This window comes from Lysinibacillus sp. FSL M8-0355 (assembly GCF_038008985.1).
In the GTDB taxonomy this organism is placed as follows: domain Bacteria; phylum Bacillota; class Bacilli; order Bacillales_A; family Planococcaceae; genus Lysinibacillus; species Lysinibacillus fusiformis_D.
The window spans coordinates 4,247,613-4,263,054 of record NZ_JBBPAI010000001.1 but is presented as its reverse complement, the minus strand read 5'-3'; the positions used below and the strand labels follow the sequence as shown (position 1 = coordinate 4,263,054).

The following is a 15,442-nucleotide window of genomic DNA, read 5'->3' as shown; positions in this document are numbered from 1 at the left end:
TGTATTTTTACAAAAACTAGAACGATTACTAGTATAAAAAAGAAGTTTGCTTGGAACTAGTCGATTTCAATTGAATTAAAAATTTGGTGGATATCCTATTTTTCAACTCCTTGTTAGGGCTTTTTACTTATTTTGTAATGTCTGATATGCATTGAGAATGCTATGGTTTTCTGTCATTTTTATTATGGGAATAAAATGAAAAAAAGGTTATTTCTTTATTCAAAGATGAACAAAGAAATAACCTTTTCTAATTGGCTATGGTCGAGGATTACCAAAGATACCTGGTAAAATATTAGGCAATCCTGGTATTAATGGTGGTGGGAAACCGGGATATTGCCCTCCTGGACGTGGTGGATAAGGTTGCGGCGGATAGGGCTGTGGTGGATATGGACGTGGAGGATAGGGTTGCGGTGGATAAGGTTGTGGCGGATATGGACGTGGAGGGTATGGTTGTGGCGGATAAGGTGGTGGATAGGGTGGTGGATATGGCGGAGGATAGGAACTACCAGGTGGTGTACCTGTACCTGCGGCAGTAATTTGACTAACATCCACAGTCACTATTTGACCGTTATCTAGCTGGATTTCAGCTGTTCTTCCTCCCGTGCCAAATGTTCGAATCAATGTACCTGCATAAGTACCTGTGGGGAGTGTTACCCATATTTTCATACCTGGGCGAAATTGACTGTTAAAATCATCAGGAGCTAATCTAGGATAAACCAATGAAACACACCTTTCTTCATTTTTTCTAACATATGCCTATTGCGATAATTGCCATAGGCTTTAGGCTAGTCGATACTTAAGGTTGAAATTGTTATAAAATATAACAATTTTCATTATAATAAGGAAAAAGGTTAAAAGGATGTTTAGCAAATGGCGATTATTAAAATAAAAAAGATGAACATACAAAATTTGCGAAATGTAAGACAAGGCGAAATTGTACTAGGAGTAAATTTTGAGACATTTCTACAAGCAAATGTTGTAGGGCTGTATGGACAGAATGGCTCTGGAAAGACAACCATTGTGGATGCATTTGAAATATTAAAGACACTTATATCGGGTTGGCTTGCTGAAGTGAAACTACCCTCACAAGAAAAACGACTTATCTTAGCAGGTGAGCAAACAGCCTGCATAGATGTCGAATTTTTAGTTGAAAATCAATTTGGGACGTTTTATGTAAATTACTATGTGGAGCTACAGGAGGATCAGCATCGGTTATATACAACGCTGGAACGTCTTAGCTATCGAGAAAATGCTAAAGGGAAGCGTTCAAAGATATTAGTAGCTGTAACAGAGAAGGACGTCCGAATTCGTCAATCAAAACTGGCTGATTTAAGTGAGCAGGCACGTATCCAATTACTTGTTATTCAACAGTTAGCAAGAAAGCAATATATGTCATTTCTATTCCATAAAGATGTAAAGCCATTGTTACAGGAACGACTTTCGGAGCAAGAAATGCAACTACTTCAAAATATTGCGGTTGATTTTAATAGAGACTTACATGTTGTTAATAATCAAAATATAGCACCATTATTTGAAGAACGGATCATGCCGTTTAGTATTCATTTAGAGAAAACGAGAGGTCTAATACCTTACGATTTAAAGGGACCAGCAATATTACGAGAGGATGCATTCTATGCATTATGTGAAGTAATTGAGCAAAGTAACCGTGTGTTAACGGCTATTATTCCAGGTCTAACTATTAAAATTAATGTGATTACAAAGCAAATGATGGATAATGGTGAGCCGGGAATTCGTTTTGAATTTTTATCACAGCGTGGAGAGAGGGAATTACCGCTGCGAACAGAGTCTGAGGGGATTTTAAAGATCATTTCTGTTCTTAGTGTATTGATAGCTGTCTACAATAATCCGAATGCCTGTGTGGTTATTGATGAATTAGATTCGGGAGTATTTGAATATTTGTTGGGTGAGTTGTTAACAGTGATAGATGAGGATGGAAAAGGACAACTTATTTTTACATCCCATAATCTACGTGTGTTAGAGGTGCTAGCTATTAAAAACTTATGGTTTACAACGACAAATGAAAATCACCGCTATATGCAGCTAAAAGGCATTAAAGAAGTAAATAATGCTAGAGATGTCTACTTACGTGCTATTCAACTTGGTGGACAGGATGAAGATGTCTATAAGGAAACCAAAACATTTAAAATTAAACGTGCTTTTCGTAAAGCGGGTGTTCAGTATGACTAAAAAGGTACTCTTAATCATTGTGGAAGGACAAACGGAGCAAATTATTTTAGAGGATTATTTAGATGCTCACTTTGCGAATTCAACCATACGTTTTGATGTACAACGTGAAGATATTTTGACAAAATGGGATGCCCATAAACGTATCCCGAATATTAAAAATAGTGTGGTACGAGTAATCCAAAGCTATCTTGAAAAATATAAATTTTTAGCAAATGATTTAACTGCTGTCGTTCATATTACAGATACGGATGGTTGCTTTATTGCACCGGAATGTGTCAAGGTAGATGAGAAAATTGAGCAAAATTTATTTTATACTGAGGATGCTATTTTAGTGAAGTCAGCTAAGCGTAAAGAACAAATTGAACAACGTAATGATATGAAAGCGAAGAATGCTAAAATTTTAATTGCCAACGACCATTTTAGCATTAATCGTATGAAAGTACCTTATCAATTGTTTTATTTCTCTACGAATTTAGAGCATGTTTTATGGGATGAGCGCAATGAAATCCCAACAGAAAAAATACAAAAAGCTGATGCGTTTATGGACAATCTATCTGGCACAATTGAAGAATATTTGAGAGCCTATCTCCCGGTTAGTTCAGAGCTACCTTATAGGGAAAAAATAAAGAAAAGTTGGTCGTTTTTAATGGAAGGTTGCCATTCATTGCAACGAGGTACGAATGTACCACTATTATTTGAAATGATTAAAACGGATGTACAATAAAAACAGGTGACTTGTTTTGTCACCTGTTTTTACTTGGCTTACATTAGCGCATTTGTTCATAGCTACGAATATGAGTTAAAATGGCAGGATCTTTAATTTTAGTATCTTCACTTAGTAATAACAGTTTTGACATGATTTCGGCTGTGCGTGGATCATCATCCACCATTGGTAAGAAAATTCGTCCACGATGCTGTGATGGAACAGCAATAATCGGAATCATCGAACCACCTACTTGATGCACCACACCACTTCCTAAATGTAAGGAGTAGCTTGCTAGCTTACCTTCAATGAGGGCATGCTGTTTTTTCACTTCCACATTGTTTAGCTTCAATAATTTAGCTAATTCTTCTACAATAATACTGCGCATATCAACAGTAGAATGACTTGCCTCAGGATCTACACCACCAATATGAGCAACGCTGACAACAAGGTCAATATCTCGCATAACCTCAGAGAATATCGTAGCAGGAATAACATCTAACACGATATTTTTGCCGGTTAGACGATCATAGAAGTAAACCCCTTCGATTGCAGGTGCTTCAATTTCTGCTGGGGTAAACCAATCTGCCTGTGCATACAAGGATGCCACAATATTTTCCTTGTAATACACTTTACGAGGACCTGTTTCATAACTCATTTGCCAGCCTCGTGTTTTCAGCAAAGCTATTGTTTGTGATGGATTTACCTGATGTCCTGCATAGCGCAATGATTGTTTTTGTGCTTTTTCATCTGCATTGATGAGATATAACTCACGGAACACTTGCTTAAATGGTTGTTGTATTTTGTGCTCAAACATATAGGCTTGCCACTGTCTCCATTGACCACTTTCTAAAAGGTGATAAGGGTGGGCAATCTTGATGGCGGACGTTGGTGCCAGTGCCACAATGTCAGCAGATAAAAGCTGTAAGCCATCTGGTGTAAGCATGCCAACATGTTCATCACTGATAAAGACGAGCTTTTGTAAAAGGGGAGCTAGAATCGGATGAGCTAATAAATGGATAAGCTCATCAGCTGAAAATACAGTTTCTAATTCCATAGCCTGCTCCAGTGCTGGACGCGCCCGTTTATATTGTTCTTGTAAATCTTTTCGAGCTTCCTGCAAGGTTACAATAGCAGCATGTTTTTTTAATGCAGCAGGAATATTCTTTAGACGTTTACCATCCTTTTCAACGACAATGGCTACAGACGCATCTTCTTCAATTTGCAAATGAGCTGTAATTTGCTCGATTTGTTGTGCTTTAAATAAATACTTGATGTCGTTAAAGGCTGATAATTCCATACGCCATGTAAAGCGTGTGGCTTCTCCATCACCAGCATTGCGTGCTAAGTTTTCTAGTGCAATACTGGCTGCGCGTGCTTCACTAGCCCGGCGTTGCGCACCAAATTGCTTACTTTCCTTTAAAAATTGTTGAATAAATTGATAGCGTGTTAGGGCATCTTTATCATCAGATTTATTTAAAGGAATCAGGCCAAGTGCGCGTAATTTATCTTTATTACGCTTGTCTTGAATTTCTTGCATAAATGGTTTGGGACTGAGCTTACCGATAGCCGTATCTGCATAAAGCTGTGCCCGACGATGGTTGGCTCCTTCAGAAGCATATTTTGCTGCATCATAGACGAGTTTGAATTTTTTTGCACCAAGTGTTTCGTAGGCACTTTGGAACCAAGCTAAATCGAATGCACCATCACGAAAATCCTCAGCAGTTATGCTAGAGAAGAGGGCAATCTGATCTTTGGCAAAGTCTGATAAAGAATCAGTTGTATGGGCGATAAAATACCAGGCTGATTCCTTTAATCCATCCCAGTCAATGACCTCACTGACAAGGTCTATCCAATGCTGGTTGTACATCATGGCTTCGATTAAACGTTCTTTTGAAATATCTGTTTGTTCCCACGCCTCTTTTAATTGCTGTGCCGTTTCTTCTTTTTTAGGGTAGCAGCTAGTTAGCAATCGAGAGAATACATCCTTTTTCGTTTCGGCTTGCCAAATATAACCTCGCGCAAGCTTTTCTCCATCAAGTGCCTGTAGAATTTGTAAGAAATAATGAATACCCTCAAAATAAGAAATATTACTAGCAAGCTTGGTTACAGTGGTAGGTGTATCACCACGCTTTAGCTCTATGGCTAAAATACGATCAATCGCTTGTTCACGAATAGCAAAAAAATCTGTTAAGTCTTCAAATGACTGCTGATAGCGTTCTAGTAATTTATTAGGCTCGTTAAATATTTCTGAAGCAAGTGTATCAGTAAAGATGGCTTCAAATAAATGATCCTGTGTCAATAACCCAGCCTTCATAGCATCTAAATATTGGAACAGTGATAAATTGTATACATTAGCACTATAGCCTTCGTTTTTCATACGCTTTGTAAGCTCTTCATTGATCGCGAGCATTTTGACATATTCACCATAGGTTGAGTAACCAGACCAGCATCGCTCTACAAATGTCTCAATAACATCCAAATCAATAATAGTAGATGTAGAACGATAGTAATAATAACTTTGCTCTCTAACATCAAGCTGCCACTGATCTGCAGGGATTTGTTTGAATAGCTGTAGCATTATGCCGATAGCCTGTTCAAAGCTATTAAATTCAGGAGCATGCTTTTCTAGTAATGAGAGAGCTTCTTTATGCAACATTGTCTCTCCTGAAATTTTATCGCTATCTTGCGATAGCACAGAGAAAATTTGTTGAATCGTATAGTTATATTTCAAGGAATCAAATTGAACAACTCGTGCTTTAATTTCTTCGTATTGGAAGAAAGGTTTAATAAGTGTATGGGCTGCATCGGAAAGATCATGGGCAGCAGGGTATTCTGATAGATTATTGTAGAAATTAAAATAGACTAAGTCCTCACGGCTAAATAGAGATGATTTGATCCATTGAACAATTTCCTCAGGAATAGGATAAGCATCTAGACTAGCATCTCGCCGACTGTCCGTTTTATCTGTCAGGACACTATATTGTTGTCCTAACGTTGTAGTAATAGGCGTATCATTCCATTGGTACGTCTCATACTCAAGTTCAGCATGTTCATCAAGTACTTGGATAAGTTGCTCAAGCTTCGACAGCAATTTTTCAATATCATATTGAAAAAATTGTTCAAATGGTGTCGGTGTCTGTACATAGAAAGGAACAAGCTGCTGCCAAGGTTCTTCACCATTCATTTGAATGGCCCCATCGGCAATACGATCATATTGAATAGGGGAATGCGGCGTATATAAGCCAAAGCCATTGCGCTCGTTATACTGTGGTACATCCCTTGCTACTAATTGTTCTAACAGAACTTGTTCACTTTTTGTTATTTTTGGTAATAAGGAACATAAAGTGGTAATTTGCTCACTCGTTAAATTGTCGTCCTTAGAAGCTTCTAACAGTAATTCAAGTCCTCCAAGCCTTTTTAACTGCTTACTATCTTTTATCAGTCGTTCAGCACTTTGCAATAACGGGTCCTGTGGTTGAGCTTTTAACAAGGAGATAGCCTCTTTACGAAGTGCCCCTGATTTATTAGCTAAAAGATCTTCAATTTTTACGATTTCTTCTTCGGTTGGTGTCAGAGCATGTATTTTTTTCAATGCAAGAGAACGATTGATGGAGCTGCGATCTCGTAAAGAATTAAATAAAAATTCACGTTGACCTTGTGTTTTAGGATCAAGACAATAAATATTAAGTAAGCCGATTCTACTTGATGGTGAGTAGGAATCTGCCTGTGCAATAATTCGTTGGAATAATACCTCATCTTGTACATGATGGGCCAAAATAATTTGGGTTGAAATTAAATCTTCTAATGATAAATGGACATGGACAAAGGATAAAGGTTTACCTGTAATATTCAGCCCTTCTTTTGTAACTTCATTCTTAGCCCATTCCAGTTGTTTGAATAATAGATATTCAATGCCTTGCAACTGTGCATTTTCTTGCATGAATTTTTGAAGGTTTTGATCCCATTCATGATCTCTTGCATACTCGCTATTAATATAGTGGTTAGCATAGAGGAAATTGCCCCATGCAAAGGCAAATAACTCGATATCTTTCGTCGTTAAAATTAAATCCTTCACAAATGGCGCTGTAAAGGAGGTCTTAGATAAATTTTTTAAAAAGGCAAGCGTTGTAAGCTGGATATGTTTGTTACGCTTTAAGAGCGTTGTCACGACAGCATCTAGCCTTGTATAGTCCCTTGTAGCAGTTGCCCATAATGCGACATAAATATCAATTGTACGATCACTCTTTAGTAGCTGTTCAATAAAGTTATCCTGTTCGATGGCTTGGACAGCTAAAGCTAAAACTTCCTCCGTCACTTTTTGATTTTCAAAGCTATTATAGCCAAGCCCCATCCAAGTATCGACTGCTCGAATCACAGAGGAGAAGCGTGTTAGTTGATGTTCTTGAATAAGTTTCATCATTTTTAGCTGTGCATCAAGATTGCCATGGTCAATATTTTCAACGATTGCTTGTCGTAGCCCTTCTTGACGGGCAGCTGCTACTAATAATTTGCCAAGAGCTTCATGCATACGGTGGTTATTGGACTTAAAAATACCCCGAATGAACGGATGACCGAAAAAGCTACTGTGATGCTCATCAAATAAAATACTTTCCACTACCTCTTCAATAGAAGGATTTTCTAAAGAGAGTTCGTCAGCAAGCAACTGTTCAAAGACGTTAAAGCCCATTACTTTTATATTTTCATTCTTCAAAACGTAAGAGCTGTAATTGGGATAGGTACCATGTTCGTATTGATGATGATTCGCTAGTAACTCCTCCAAAGTAATTTCCTCAAAGGTCAGCATTTCTTCTATTAATTGTAAACAGTGGAAAAGATGATCCTGCACGGGTTGAGATGAACGAAATGATCGACGTAAAACATCGGTTTGGAACATTGTAGCATCAAAACGTAATGCTAGTTTCTTAATCTTTAGTGCACGTTCTTGTGAAGAAAATAGCGTAAGCACGTCAAATAGTGGACCACTAAATAGCTCTTCAAGTGTTGAATTTTGTTGAGCAGCAATCAGCTGTTCTATTTCATAATCTCTGTTGTCCATATATTTTAGTAATGCTGCAGCTAATGGCTGTATAGCTATAGGTGCGGAATCGACTATACCTTGAAAATATGTTTTTTGTTCATGTGAAAGTGTCATGAAATATCCCTCCTTACCAAATGCGTCCTGCAAGCATAGTTAATTTAATGAATGTAAAAACATCGTCTTCCTGTATGGTTAAAGGTGTAGTAAGAGAATCTAGCGACTCCTCATTGTGAAGGACCAAGAACAGCTCATCTTGAAATGCTTGAAGCATATTGGACATGGCTTGGTCAACGGACTGTAAAGAATCATTTTTCTTCTCTCCAAAATGTACTTTCCCATACTGGGTTGCGTCATCTAATTGCTGATCCGTTAAGTAAAGATGAAGTGGTGTATCGACCATTTTTTCATTAAATTGTTGTACCTGCTGTGTCACAAGTTGAACAAGTAAATCTTGTAAAGTTGTAACAGGCTCATCAATAGAAAATGGAATTTTTTGAAGCTTACGAGATTTCTTGCCGATTACTTTTTGCTGGTAAAATAAACGCAATCTAACACCTCCTTACAATAATTTCATTATACAAGAGTGGTGATAGTGAAAAGAATAAGGCATATGATACTAGTTGCGTTAAATATTTCGGGAAAAGTGCGACAAAAACTAGCGTACAGAGACTTATGTATAAGGTAGAAAGAGGGGGAATTTATACAGAAGGATATGTCATATATAGAACGTTTGTACGATAAATATTTTAGGGTTGTGTATCATTTTGCGTTTTCTTATACAAATAGTAGAGAAGAAGCAGAAGATAGGACACTAGATATATTGAAAACATTAAAATGAAGGGAAAGTAAAAACATGGATATTATCGAGTACATGGCATACAGCAGTAGAATACATAGCAAACAAAAAATCAGGTGAATGGGGGTTCCGAAGCCTTAGGAAATTATTATTCATACACTAATAAAAAAACTATTTTAAAAAGGATGACAAAATTCATCCACTATTCGAAGTAATAGATTTTTGTGGTGTTGTAGCAAGACATCTTTTCTTATCGGGTTTCATAAGATTTATAGGTATGATTTTATCAAGCGAGAAGGAGGCAAAATCATTCAAATACATGTTGTACGGGCTGGCGAGTCTTTATGGGGTATTGCGCAGGCGTATGGGACTACGGTTCAGAGTATTGTAGAGGCCAATCAAATTCCCGATCCAAATCGTTTAGTTGTGGGGCAAGCTCTTGTGATCCCAATTGTCGGAAGTTTTTATTATGTACAGCCAGGCGATAGCTTATGGTCAATCGGGCAACGCTTTGGTATTAATTATGTAACGCTTGCTCAAGTAAATGGTATTAATCCCAATCAACCATTAGCTATTGGAACGAGATTATATATTCCACAACCGCCAAAAACCAGGGCAGAAACATTGGCGTATTTAGAGCCCAGAGGAACATCTGTTAGCGAGGCCCTCTTGAATCAGGCTAGGGAAGCGGGTCCCTATTTAACATATTTAGCTTTATTCAGTTATGAGGCAAGAAGGGATGGAACCCTACAGAGACCACCGAGTCAAGGTGTGACACAAATTGCGGATGATACGGGAGCATCTCTGGCTATGGTTATTTCCAATCTGGAGAATTTTAGTTTTAGTGGCGAGTTAGCGAGAGATATTTTTCAAAGTACGGCTGTTCAAGATTTATTATTTGATAATATTCTTGCAGAAGCAAAGCGACTTGGGGAAGTGAAAGATATCCACTTTGACTTTGAAAATTTGCCAGCAGATCAACGACAAGCTTATAACAATTTTTTAAGAAGAGCTGTCGAAAAATTCCATGCTCAAGGATATACAGTGTCTACTGCACTAGCTCCAAAAACAAGTGATAGTGAACGAGGTCCATGGACAGCAGCACATGATTATAGGGCGCATGGAGAAATAGTCGACTTTGTTTTACTCATGACCTATGAATGGGGATATTCTGCAGGACCGCCAATGGCCGTTTCGCCTCTCCCTGAGGTAGAAGCTGTTGTAAAATATGCGATTAGTGAAATACCTGCAAGTAAAATTATGCTTGGACAAAATTTATATGGCTATGACTGGACGTTACCTTTTGTACAGGGTGGACCGTACGCGGAAGCACTTAGCCCACAAAGAGCCATTGAAATTGCCAAACGTTATAATGCAGCAATTCAGTTTGATTGGCGAGCCCAAGCACCATTCTTTGAATACTATGATGAGCAAGGTAGGGCACATATGGTGTGGTTTGAAGATGCTAGATCTATTCAAGCAAAATTCAATCTTATTAAACAATATAATCTCCGTGGTATTGGTTATTGGAAGTTGGGGCTACCATTCCCTCAAAATTGGGTATTAATTGGAGCCAATTTTGATGTGGTGAAGAAATAACATGAGGAAGGAAAATAGGGTTTACCCAATGTATTTTCTTCTAAGTGGAAATTATCTGTAAAAAACATTTCTAAATATCGGAAAATACATTATAATTATGGTAAATAGTATTTTAGGAGGGATATTTTGGGTAAATTTAAAAAGTTAGGTATTATTTTGACGTCAACAGCATTTTCTGTTGGTATTTTAGCACCAATTTCGCATGTATCTGCAAATGTAAAGGAATCATCGGAGCGTATCGAAATTCAGGTAGCTTCAACTGAAACAAAAGTTACAAAAAACATGCTGATAAAAAAATTACGTTCACTATTCCCAGAAGAGTTCCAATTTGTAGCGGATAATGACTTTAATTCTGGACCAGGTCATTTTTATAGAGATGATACAACGGTTCGATATGAACTAAACTTCTATAAGACAATTAATGGTAAAGATGCACATGGTAGTTTTGTATTTAAGGGCGATGATTTAGAACTAGAAAGTTTTTATTATCAGCCTGCAAATATAGCAGAAGCAATCTATCCAGCAAAGTATTCAGAGAATGAGGCGCAAAAAATTGCACAAAAATTCCTGGGTAAATTTGTTGATTCGGATAATTACAAACTTCGTGATGATTATAACGAATATGGTTTTAATATTACTAGACCGTTATCAGAACCAATTACTTACTCCTTTGTCTATTCACCAATTTATAATGGGGTTCTTATTGGAGATCAAAGTATTACTATTCATGTTCTGGCAAATGGTGAAATTACGGGGATGTCTAGTAATGCAGAATCTATTAGTAAAGCTTCCTTTGATCGTTTAGATCAAAAAAAGAATGAGGAAGATATGCTGGCACAAGTTCGTGATAATTTAGCTGTCGAGCTTCGTTATTATATTGATTACGACTACAGATCTAATCAACGTAATGTGAAGCTTGTGTATACGCCTGCCACAGGGTTCAATGGTGTACATGCTCTAAATGGGCAATGGCAGACAGCAAATGGTTTTACTGAGCAATTGCCGAAGACAAAGAGTGTTGAGAAAATTTCAGCACAGCCATTACCACCAAGAAAGAACGGTATGACGGCAGCTGAGGCTGAAGAGTTCGCGAAAAATTTCTTAAAGGTTGATGAGAGTAAAGCGAAGCTCAATATAGAATTAGTAGATGAAAGAGAAAATGACAATGGTGAGACGATATACTCTGTAAGCTATACGTATATGTATGGCAATGGTGGATCTGGTAGCTCTTTAGAAATCAATAAGGCGACAGGTGAACTAGTTCAGTATCATGACCTATCGAGAGATTTTTTAGTAGATAACAAAGTAAATGCTATTTCGAAGGACGCTGCATTGAAGAAGGCAACTGATTACTTGAAGGAATGGGCACCTTCATATCTACATGAGTATTCAATGCCAATCGAGGATGCTGTATTTGATCAATATAGTAAGGAATATTACTTCACCTTCCCACGCATTATGAATGGAATTGCAGTTGTAGGAGATGGCTTATATGTAGGTATTGGCTCTGATGGATCTTTACGCTCACTAAGTGTATATAAGCAAAAGATAGATAGCTGGCCATCTATCAATAAGGTTATTTCAGCTGACAAAGCAAAAGAAGCCTATAGCAAGGCACTTACATTGCAACTACAATATGTAAAACAAGATATGGAGAATAAACAACATTATGATTTAGTGTATGCTCCTACGTACAATGGTAGTTTATTTAACCAGATTGATGCTATTTCTGGTGAATGGTTAAATAATGTAGATGACTCTAAAGAGAAGCCTGTTATTTCTCACCCAACGGCTGCCAAAGAGTTAAATTATTTATTAAATCAAAATGTGTTAGAGGTAAAAGATCTAGCAAACTTTAATGCGGATGCTGCTGTGACAAAAGGAGAAGCATTGAAAATTTTATTACATTCCTTAACATATGGTTACTATGGTAATGGAGATGGTGAAAAGCAATCCTTTAACAATATTGATAAAAAGCATCCACTCTATGGAGTAGTAGAACAAGCTGTTAAAATGGGGATCATACAGCCTGCAAATCAATTTGCATTGGATGCGACTCTGACTCGTCAAGAGTTCGCAGAGTGGTCAATCAAACTATTACAATTAGACAATGTTGCTAAATATAAAGATATTTATAAATTAAACTTTGCTGATGCAACTTCAATTGATCCAGCGTATACAGGCTATATTGCTTTAGCACATGGTATGGGTCTAATTGATGCACAGCAAAACAACTTTAATGCTACGAAGAGTGTGTCATATGCTGACTTGGCTATCTCAACAGTCCGTTTAGCAAAGGCTATTCAAGAAAATAAAGTTGATCGCAACTTCTATTATTAATTAGCGTGTCATTAAAAGGACATTTCCTCATCAAAGGAGATGTCTTTTTTGGGTTAGTTTATAGCTGGATGGGGAAATAATATGGAAAGAAGGGAGTGTATAATTTGAAATTGAAATTTTTATTAACGATTTCTTTCATGACTGTTATTCTTTATGGCTGTAATAAGGATGAAGTAAAGGACGTACCTACTAACGCACCAGCAAATCAAAATGGTACACAGCAGACTGGTGATACGCCAACAGACCAAATGACCTTTAATTTTTTAGAGTTTTCATTAGATGTTGATTATTCTGCAACAGAGTCATATGAGGTAGAATATGAAGACAAAAAATCAGGTATAGAAGCGAAGTTACAGGATGACCGTAAGAATGAAAGACTACAAGGGGATGAAGCTTATACAAAATTAGAGCCATTATTTAAGCAGTTAAATTTCGATTCGACAACACCTAATGATGAGGTAATCGATCAAGTAATTAAAGTATTTAATATTGAAGCCAACTACCAATCCATTGAAGTCGATGTTGAATTTGTTGACGGAAATGAAAAGGAATTTACACGAATTAAATAAGAGAAATACGCCAGCTAACAGATTCAATACGTTAGCTGGCTTTTCCATTCATTATCGTACCCAATGTCGATGCTTAGCAAGGAAACGAATAAAAGAATTCAGATTGTTTGCCACACCATTTTTATTGGCAAGATGCTGTAAAAACGAAACATTTTCCGTATAGCCTATTGTTTTACAGTGCTGATAGGCCTGTTCAATGAATTGTAGTGCTTTAGATTGCTGATCAGAATGCTGGAAAGCTCCAGTCACATAAACCCCATCATAAAGAACGGAGGAGGTAGTAGCTAATGTTTCTTGAATTTCAAAGCCATTTAGGATGCCTTGCTTAGTACTCACAAGTTCAACCACTATATTTTTACTTAACAATGTAGCCATTAGTTCGTTTAAGTTTTCACTACTATTGTCTGTTACAATCAGAGCTACTTTAAAAGATTTAACACTTTCGACTGCATTGATCATTTGGCTAACAGCAGGTGAGGTTTGTTGAGTATGTGGTACTTCTACTTGGATTGGTGGTACTATACCAATTTGATCAGCAATAGCTGATGCAAGTGTGTAGCTGACATGAGCAAACATATCTACAACTTGTTTTCGAATGTCTTTATTTTTTACTTTTCCAAGTTCGAAGCTAAAGGCATTAATAATATGCTTTTTCTCCACATCGGTCATACTGAGCCAGAATAATCTTGCTTGTGAAAAATGGTCTTTAAAGCTATCGCTACGTGCACGTACTTTGTGTCCTTCCAATTTTTCTTCATAATGTTTATATCCTCCGTCGCTTTCAGAGACAGGAGAGGGTGAGTTATTGGCTAAGGAGTTTTTATGGTAGCTAACTTGCCCGACATTAATGGTTTGTCGGCCATAGCCATCTCGTTGGTTATTATGGAAGGGACAGATTGGTTTATTAATAGGGATTTCATGGAAGTTCGGTCCTCCAAGTCTTATTAACTGAGTATCTGTATAGGAGAACAAGCGACCTTGTAGTAAAGGATCATTTGAAAAATCAATACCAGGTACAACATGTCCAACATGAAATGCAGCTTGTTCCGTTTCAGCAAAAAAGTTATCAACGTTTTTGTTCAGTGTCATTTTCCCAAGGATACGTACTGGAACTTCTTCCTCTGGCCATATTTTTGTTGCATCGAGAATATCGAAGCTAAAATTAAATTCATCCTCAACGGGAATAAGTTGGACACCAAGCTCCCACTCTGGGAAATCGCCTCGTTCGATGGATTCCCATAAATCTCTACGGTGAAAATCGGGGTCTTTTCCAGCGATGATTTGCGCCTCATCCCATACTAATGATTTAACCCCAAGTATAGGTTTCCAATGAAATTTAACAAAGTGTGCTTTTCCTTCAGCGTTGACAAGGCGATAGGTATTAACACCAAAGCCCTCCATCATTCGATAGCTTCGTGGGATGGATCTATCGGACATATGCCACATGACCATATGGGCAGATTCCTGATTATTTGCAATGAAATCCCAAAACGTATCATGGGCACTTTGAGCTTGAGGAATTTCGTTATTCGGTTCAGGCTTTACAGCGTGTACAAAATCGGGGAATTTAATGGCATCTTGAATAAAGAAAACAGGTATATTATTACCAACTAAATCATAATTACCTTCCTGTGTATAAAATTTTGTAGCAAAGCCGCGTACATCACGGACAGTATCAGCAGATCCTTTTGAGCCTGCAACGGTAGAAAAACGAACAAAGACAGGTGTTTTAGTTCCTTGTCCATTTAAAAATTGAGCCTTTGTAATGTCACTCGCGCATTTATAGGTTTCAAAGATTCCATGAGCTGCAGACCCGCGTGCGTGTACCACTCGTTCAGGAATTCGTTCATGATCAAAATGAGTCATTTTTTCACGAAAATGAAAATCCTCCAATAAAGTGGGTCCTCGTTCACCAGCTTTTAGTGAATGTTCATCTTCCGATATTTTTAATCCTTGGTTGGTTGTTAGAGGTTGATCTTTATCACTTACTCGGAATGCTTTTAGCTGTTGTTGTTTTTGATTGACGTCTTTTTTCATGTAAAATCCTCCTTTATAAGTTACAACTACATTCTACCCGTAGAAGAAGATGGCAAACGTGAGAAACAAAATGATTGCTGATTAAAAATGAATATGTTATTATTATCTCGAATTAAAGATAAATGAATTCGAAGTAAAAGAGGGAGTCG

At 37.3% G+C, this 15,442-nt stretch carries 9 protein-coding genes; 5 read left to right on the top strand and 4 right to left on the bottom strand.

What is annotated here, in order from left to right; genetic code table 11:
* Positions 1–255: 255 nt before the first annotated feature.
* On the bottom strand, positions 256–720 hold the full coding sequence (locus MKY46_RS20810) for a hypothetical protein (protein ID WP_036118983.1): 465 nt from the start codon (positions 718–720) through the stop codon (positions 256–258).
* A 150-nt stretch (positions 721–870) separates the two neighbouring features.
* On the opposite strand from MKY46_RS20810, the gene MKY46_RS20805 reads away from it, so the two are divergent.
* The gene (locus MKY46_RS20805; RefSeq protein WP_101967020.1) at positions 871–2,208 is read left to right on the top strand and encodes an AAA family ATPase; all 1,338 of its coding nucleotides are present in this window, start codon (positions 871–873) and stop codon (positions 2,206–2,208) included.
* Positions 2,201–2,932, top strand: coding sequence for a hypothetical protein (locus tag MKY46_RS20800; RefSeq protein WP_036118980.1), 732 nt, complete (start codon positions 2,201–2,203; stop codon positions 2,930–2,932). The genes MKY46_RS20805 and MKY46_RS20800 overlap by 8 nt, the downstream gene beginning before the upstream one ends.
* 43 nt (positions 2,933–2,975) lie before the next feature.
* Here the strand turns inward: MKY46_RS20800 and MKY46_RS20795 are convergent, their stop codons facing one another.
* Together MKY46_RS20795 and MKY46_RS20790 are read right to left on the bottom strand one after the other, a co-directional pair.
* Positions 2,976–8,066 carry a DUF4132 domain-containing protein gene (locus tag MKY46_RS20795; RefSeq protein ID WP_340835306.1) on the bottom strand — a complete coding sequence of 1,697 codons (5,091 nt, stop codon included), beginning with the start codon at positions 8,064–8,066 and terminating at the stop codon, positions 2,976–2,978.
* 13 nt (positions 8,067–8,079) lie between these two features.
* The gene (locus MKY46_RS20790; protein WP_058843580.1) at positions 8,080–8,499 is read right to left on the bottom strand and encodes a hypothetical protein; all 420 of its coding nucleotides are present in this window, start codon (positions 8,497–8,499) and stop codon (positions 8,080–8,082) included.
* A 675-nt stretch (positions 8,500–9,174) separates the two neighbouring features.
* Here MKY46_RS20790 and MKY46_RS20785 point away from each other — a divergent pair.
* The 3 genes from MKY46_RS20785 to MKY46_RS20775 all read left to right on the top strand — a co-directional run bounded on the left by MKY46_RS20785 (position 9,175) and on the right by MKY46_RS20775 (position 13,256).
* The gene (locus tag MKY46_RS20785; RefSeq protein ID WP_419185182.1) at positions 9,175–10,347 is read left to right on the top strand and encodes a glycosyl hydrolase family 18 protein; all 1,173 of its coding nucleotides are present in this window, start codon (positions 9,175–9,177) and stop codon (positions 10,345–10,347) included.
* A 126-nt stretch (positions 10,348–10,473) separates the two neighbouring features.
* Positions 10,474–12,687 carry a YcdB/YcdC domain-containing protein gene (locus MKY46_RS20780; RefSeq protein ID WP_340835304.1) on the top strand — a complete coding sequence of 738 codons (2,214 nt, stop codon included), beginning with the start codon at positions 10,474–10,476 and terminating at the stop codon, positions 12,685–12,687.
* A gap of 104 nt (positions 12,688–12,791) precedes the next feature.
* Positions 12,792–13,256 carry a YusW family protein gene (locus MKY46_RS20775; protein ID WP_036118972.1) on the top strand — a complete coding sequence of 155 codons (465 nt, stop codon included), beginning with the start codon at positions 12,792–12,794 and terminating at the stop codon, positions 13,254–13,256.
* Positions 13,257–13,307: 51 nt separating this feature from the next.
* Here the strand turns inward: MKY46_RS20775 and MKY46_RS20770 are convergent, their stop codons facing one another.
* Positions 13,308–15,293, bottom strand: a complete 1,986-nt coding sequence (locus MKY46_RS20770; protein WP_058843583.1) for a catalase — start codon at positions 15,291–15,293, stop codon at positions 13,308–13,310.
* Between the last annotated feature and the right edge of the window lie 149 nt (positions 15,294–15,442).

Coding starts and splice junctions, on each gene's coding strand:
- MKY46_RS20800 (WP_036118980.1), top strand. CDS start 2,201: ATGACTAAAAAGGTACTCTTAATCATTGTGGAAGGACAAACGGAGCAA.
- MKY46_RS20795 (WP_340835306.1), bottom strand. CDS start 8,066: ATGACACTTTCACATGAACAAAAAACATATTTTCAAGGTATAGTCGAT.
- MKY46_RS20770 (WP_058843583.1), bottom strand. CDS start 15,293: ATGAAAAAAGACGTCAATCAAAAACAACAACAGCTAAAAGCATTCCGA.
- MKY46_RS20805 (WP_101967020.1), top strand. CDS start 871: ATGGCGATTATTAAAATAAAAAAGATGAACATACAAAATTTGCGAAAT.